Here is a 6,000-nt window from a genome sequence, read left to right on the forward strand (position 1 = left end):
CCGCGCGCATCAAGAGGCAGGCACGCTCGCCGTTTACGTCCCAAACGAACCTTCCCCCACGTTGGTCGCTCCAGCGGGCGTTACCCATCCCGGAGTCACTCAAGCGGCGGTCACTCAAGCGCTGGCACCCATGCGGGTCTCTCGCTGCTAGGCTAGCATGATGGCGCGGCGACCCGATGAAGGTCCGAAACACGCGATCCCATGAAGTTCCTCTGCGGAAACTGCAAGGCCAAGTACCAGATCGCCGACGAAAAGGTCTCCGGCCGAACCTTGCGCATGACGTGCAGGCGCTGCGGCGAGGAAATCCTGATCCGTGGACGGGCCATGACGGCCTCGACGGCGGCCTCTGCCTCTGCTCGGGCGCCGGCCCGCCCCCCATCAGGCGCTGCCGAGACGCAAGGCTCCGCGCTTGGCGCCGACTTCCAGCGACGCGTAGCTAGGCATACGACACCGCCCAGCCCCGAGGCGAACGAGCACTGGCATGTGGCCATCAACGACATTCCGGTCGGGCCTATGCGCAGGGAAGAGCTGGCGCGCAAGATCGCGGCCGGGGCCGTGAATGGGGAGTCGCTGGCGTGGTGTGAGGGGATGGACGACTGGGTGGCCATTGCCCAGCTTCCGGAACTGGCCGCGCTCCTGGCCCCGCCACCACCAGCCGCCGGGTCGGTGCGTCCTGCTGCTCCCGCGCGAGCCCGAGAACGCAAGGTCATCTCGCTGGAAGATCGTCTTGCTGCCCAAGCCCGAGCGACCCCACCCACGCCAGCGGTCGCAGCCACGCCACCCGCTGCCGAAGCGCCGGTGCCGATCCCATCGGCTCCCGACAACGACTCCGCGTTGCTCCCGGCCGCACCGACCCCCACCCCGACCCCTGCACCCGCGCTCTCGCCTGCCACAGCCGCTGCCTCGGCCCCAGCGGCCGAACCGCTTCGGCCGTCGGCCGAACTGCCGGCTGCTCGCGAGGATGCAGGCAGCGTACGCGGCCCCTTCCTGGGCCCCATGTTCGTCGCGCTTTGCAGCGGGGCGCTTCTCTTGATGCTGGGCGTCGTGCTGGGGGTCTGGCTGTTCAAACCGGAGTCCCGTGCCGCGCAACCTCAGGCGGCCGCGCCTGCCGAGGTGGCTCGCGCAGCCGTGGCTCCAGCGCAGCCTCCGGCCGCCAGCATCGAGCTCGAGCCGCACGAAATCGAGGGGGCGGTTCCGGATCAGGTGATCAAGGCACGAGCTCGTCCCAGCTCGCGTTCGGGCCGCGGCTCGAAACCGCGCCCCAAGCGACAAGGTGCCGAAAGCCCGGCGCTGTCGCAGGCGGACGTGGACATGCTCCGGCGCATGACGGGAGAGGGCGTGTCCGAACCACCGTCGACCCTGGGGAGCAAGCCCGACAAGAATCCTGTTCGTAGGCGCAGCAAGGGTCTGAAGCGCGCCCAACTTACGGCAGTCGTCATCAAGCAGCGACCCCGCTTGCAGCGCTGTTACCAAAGCGCGTTGAGGGCCAGCGGTTACGAAGAGCCGGTGAAGCTGACCGTGGGAGTGACCGTGGGTCGAGCCGGCAGCGTCAAGCGCGTGAGCGTCAAGGGCGCTGTGGCCGGGCTGCCCGGGCTGGCTGCATGCGTCAAAAAGAGTGTCAAGTTGTGGCGGTTTCCTGCGGCGACCGACGACACCCAAACCGAGTTCCCGCTGCTGTTTCAGCCGGGCGCCTAGCTACAGCCGATCCAGGCTGAACGCATGAGCCTATGCTTGGCCCTGATTCGCTGGATCGAGCGGCAGCATCTCGATCGCGGGTGGCGTCGTGGGGCAGGCTTCGATACATAGGCCGCATCCAACACAGGTCTCGGGGTCGAGCTCCGGTCGCCATCGCTCGAGACGGATGGAAACCAGGCCGCCAGGGCACACGCCCACGCAGGCCCCACACTCGGGTCCGGCGAAGGCGATGCAGCGTCCCGCCTCGATGCGGACCTTTCCGAGCGGCCAAAGCGCGCTGGCGGGGCTGCTCAGTGCACCTTCCTCGCAGGCGGCGGCACAGGGGAAGCCGTCGCACATGTGGCAGGCGCGCTGCTCCGGCACCATCACCGGAGTGCCAGCGAGCGCGCCCGCCTGCTCGCTGAAGACATGCACGGCATCGTGGGGGCAGGCCTTTACGCAGTCGCCGCAGCGCGTGCAGCGCTTGAGAAAGAGCGGCTCCGGGCACGCTCCCGGAGGCCTGCGTTGCGCCTCGAGCTCGAAGGAAGGCGCCACGGCGCGTGTCACCGTGTCGGCCACCGTGGGCAGCAGGGCACCGAGCCAGCGGCGCCTGCCGATGGGTGCGCTCACATCAGCCCCCTTGGACCACAGCGCTGTGTCATAGCGGGCAACTCGTTGCGCCCAACATGGACACGCGCCGCCAGGCTGCAAGAGGCTACACTCCAACAAGAGCAGGCCTGATGCGTATTGCCCTGTGCCAGACCAATCCCACCGTGGGCGCTCTGGAGGCGAACACCCGCCACATTCTCGAGCTCGCCCGGCAAGCTGCTGCCAAGCGCGCCGTCTTGGCCGTGTTTCCCGAGCTCTCGCTGTGCGGCTACCCGCCGCGCGATCTGCTGGATCGCGCCGCGTTCGTCCGTGACTGCGAGACCTGGCTGCAAACGCTCACGAGCGAGGCTCCAACGGAATTGACGCTGCTGGTCGGCTACCCGAGCCGCGTCCCGCAACACGCAGGCACCGGAAGGCTGCGCAATGCGGTCGCGGTGATCGCCGGGGGGACGCTCCAAGCCGTGGTGCACAAGCGTCTTTTGCCTACCTACGACGTCTTTGACGAGGATCGGTACTTCGAGCCTGGCGACGCCGTGGGGGTGCACGAGGTCGCTGGAGTGCGACTCGGATTGAGTGTGTGCGAAGACCTGTGGAACGTCCAAAGCTCGCCGCAGCACGGGCGCTACGCGTGCAATCCAGTAGCCGATTGCCTGGCGCAAGGGGCCGAAGTCTTGATCAACCTCTCGGCGTCGCCGTTCACGTTGCCCAAGCGTAGGCAGCGTGAGGAGATGCTGTCCTCGGTTGCCCGGATCAGCGGCGTTCCTCTCGTAGTCGTGAACCAGGTCGGAGGCAACGATGACCTCGTTTTCGATGGGGCCTCCGCGATCTACGGACCCGACGGCGCTGTGTGGGCGCAAGCCGCGGCCTTTCGTGAGGACTGTGTGGTCGCCGACTTGAACCCCGGAGGCCCCCAGCGGCAGTTGCCAGCAACCGATCCAGCGGCGGCGCTGTCCGCGCTCACGCTTGGTGTTCGAGACTATGCGTCCAAGTGCGGATTCGAGACCGCGGTGCTGGGCCTTTCCGGCGGCATTGACAGCGCGGTAACCGCCTGCATCGCGGCACGCGCCCTGGGTGCATCCAAGGTGCTCGGAGTGGCGCTGCCTACCCGCTACTCATCCGCCCAAAGCGCGATCGATGCGCGCGAGCTCGCTGCCGCACTCGGAATAGGGCACCGGCAGGTGACGATCGACCAGGTCTTTCAGTCTTTCCTGGATCTGCTTGAGCCCGAGCTCGAAGGGCTGCCGCCGTCCCGAGGCGATGACACCACCTTCGAGAACATCCAGGCGCGGATACGCTGCACCGTGCTCATGGCACTGTCGAATCGCGCCGGGCATCTCCTGCTCACGACTGGAAACAAGAGCGAGATCGCGGTGGGCTACTGCACACTGTATGGCGACATGGCAGGTGGGCTTGCTGTGCTGAGTGACGTGCCCAAGACTTTCGTCTACCGGCTTGCGAGCGAGATCAATCGGCAGGCCGGCCGCGACCTCATCTCAGCAAGCATCACGACCAAACCCCCGAGTGCCGAGCTCAAGCCGGGCCAAACCGACCAGGACAGCTTGCCGCCCTACGAAGTGCTCGACGCCATCCTGGAGGGCTACATCGAAGACGGACACTCGCACGAGCAGCTCGTCAGGCAGGGCTTCGATGCTCGGACGGTAAAACGGGTGCTGCGCATGGTCCACGTAAACGAATACAAGCGCCGGCAGATGCCGCCCGGTTTGATCGTAACGCGCAAAGCCTTCGGTCCTGGAAGGCGCTATCCCATAGCACAAGCTTACAGGTAGGCGGCGCAGCGCGGATGCGCTAGACTCCCGTGGAGCGGTACGATGATGGAGCGGCTCGAAGTTGGTGACCGATGCGGGCTAATGGTCTGTGCTCCTTTGTGGCTCGTCGGCTGCTACGTGGGTGCTGAGGGAAGCTCGCACGGCGCCGCGGCAACACACGGTGCCGCAGCAACACACGGTGCCGCAGCAACACACGGCGCCGCAGCAACACACGGCGCCGCAGCAACACACGGCGCCGCAGCAACACACGGCGCCGCGGCAACACACGGCGCCGCAGCAACACACGGCGCCGCAGCAACACACGGCGCCGGCGGTATGCACGGTGCCGGCGGTATGCACGGCGGTGCAGGTATGCACGGCGCCGGCGGTATGCACGGCGCCGGCGGTGTGCACGGCGGGGTATGTCCCAACGTGGTTGCCTGCGGCGCCGGCCCTTGCGCCTGTCACGCGCCGTGCTGCGATCTGCAGTGCATGGGCACGGAATGCAGCTACCGCTGCGACCCCCTCACCAGCTGCACCATCGGTGGAATGCCGATGGCCAACCATACCGTGCACTGCACCGGAGCCCACTGCGTCGTGGACGGACGAGGAGCGGCTCTGGTGGACGTGACGTGCGCCATGGGCGCGAACTGCGAGGTTCGATGCGCCGGAGTCAGCGAGGGCTGCAGCGTAGCTTGTCGAGGGCAGACAACGCACTGCACCCTTTATTGCGGTGCGGCAGCCGACGGCTGCATGTTCTCTAGCTGCGGTGTCGGGATGGCGAAGAACTGCGCAGGAGGGCTATGGGTATGCAACGCGCCCTGCCCACCGTAGTCTCGAGTGACCGCGTAACTCGAGACTACGCGAGACTAGTACCGCTTGCCATCTCGTTGGCGCAATCGCGTTACACAGGCGAGCCCTGCCCATTCGACGGCGATGGACGCGCGGACATACGATTCACCCCTCGCCTCCGAGAAAGTGGCCGCAAAAATCGGCTTGACTGCCTTGCGTGTTTTTGCTCCCCAATATAGATTTTGGGGATGAGTTATGTGTGACTCGCCGCTGCGCGGTTGCGCTGCGAAGCGGTTTGCACGTCGTAGTGGAGCATAGTAAGAACGTAGTTTTGTTTATGATAGCCTATTCGGTGTGCCAAACGTGCACCAACGAACCTCGTTGTTGTTCTGTCGTTCGCGCGAATCCCAGTAGATCGATTTCCGGATAACGCGTGCAGTCCGAAAGCAACCCCTACTTCGGGCCCAAACGGTCCAAACTCCCCGGCGTCCTTTGGGCCCGCCTCCGGTTGTGTGCCTTGGTGCCTTGCTTCCTCTTCCCGGCGGCGCTCGAGGTCGGCGCGTAGCTGGGGGTGTCGGTCATCAAGGGCACGGTCATAGGGCACTTTACGGGAGCTTGAGGTTAAAGGGATCATCCTGCCATCGATGGCGGACCGTACCTGAGCGCGTTCGAATGCCGCGTGGTGAAGGATGGGAGGTAAGGCAAAACTATGCACAGACACCTCGGACTGGCTCTAGGTATTGCGGCGATTTCCGGAACAAGCGCCTGTAACGAGGTGGACTGGGCGAGCAATCTGCCACGGGCGGCGTGCAGGGTGGCTGGAGCCAGCCGTGAGACGCCACAGGGGCAGCTGCTGACAAAAGCGCAGCGACTGATCGATGCCGCCAACGATTTTCGACACCAGGGTTGGGCGGTCACTCGGAAACTGCATCGAGTATGCGAGGCCATGGCGAAGGCGCTCGACGTGGAGCTGCCCGACAACCCACCGGAAGGGCAGCTCGAGGTCGAGGTCAGCTGCGGCATGGTCTCCGCGGCCGTGGATGGCGTGGTGGCCAGTGCGCTTGCGGGCCCGTCCCAACTCCTCGTGAGCATTCCTCCACCCAAGTGCTATGTCGAAGCGGAGGCCGTGCAGGAGTGCGTGGAGAAGTGCGACCTGCAG

At 65.8% G+C, this 6,000-nt stretch carries 5 protein-coding genes; 4 read left to right on the plus strand and 1 reads right to left on the minus strand.

The window, feature by feature from the left end:
- The first annotated feature begins 201 nt into the window (after nucleotides 1–201).
- On the plus strand, nucleotides 202–1,695 hold the full coding sequence (locus MJD61_12475) for a zinc-ribbon domain-containing protein (GenBank protein MCG8556083.1): 1,494 nt from the start codon (nucleotides 202–204) through the stop codon (nucleotides 1,693–1,695).
- 30 nt (nucleotides 1,696–1,725) lie between these two features.
- Here the strand turns inward: MJD61_12475 and MJD61_12480 are convergent, their stop codons facing one another.
- Nucleotides 1,726–2,304 (minus strand): 4Fe-4S dicluster domain-containing protein, encoded by a 579-nt coding sequence (locus MJD61_12480; GenBank protein ID MCG8556084.1) that lies wholly within the window; start codon nucleotides 2,302–2,304, stop codon nucleotides 1,726–1,728.
- A gap of 110 nt (nucleotides 2,305–2,414) precedes the next feature.
- Here MJD61_12480 and MJD61_12485 point away from each other — a divergent pair, with 110 nt between their 5' ends.
- The 3 genes from MJD61_12485 to MJD61_12495 form a co-directional block, all read left to right on the plus strand.
- Nucleotides 2,415–4,070, plus strand: a complete 1,656-nt coding sequence (locus tag MJD61_12485) for an NAD+ synthase (GenBank protein MCG8556085.1) — start codon at nucleotides 2,415–2,417, stop codon at nucleotides 4,068–4,070.
- Nucleotides 4,071–4,151: 81 nt separating this feature from the next.
- Nucleotides 4,152–4,883, plus strand: coding sequence for a hypothetical protein (locus MJD61_12490; GenBank protein MCG8556086.1), 732 nt, complete (start codon nucleotides 4,152–4,154; stop codon nucleotides 4,881–4,883).
- Nucleotides 4,884–5,550: 667 nt separating this feature from the next.
- Nucleotides 5,551–6,000 (plus strand): hypothetical protein (locus MJD61_12495; GenBank protein ID MCG8556087.1); only part of this gene is annotated, 450 nt, incomplete at its 3' end.

It is taken from the genome of Pseudomonadota bacterium, assembly GCA_022361155.1.
GTDB lineage: Bacteria > Myxococcota_A > Polyangia > Polyangiales > JAKSBK01 > JAKSBK01.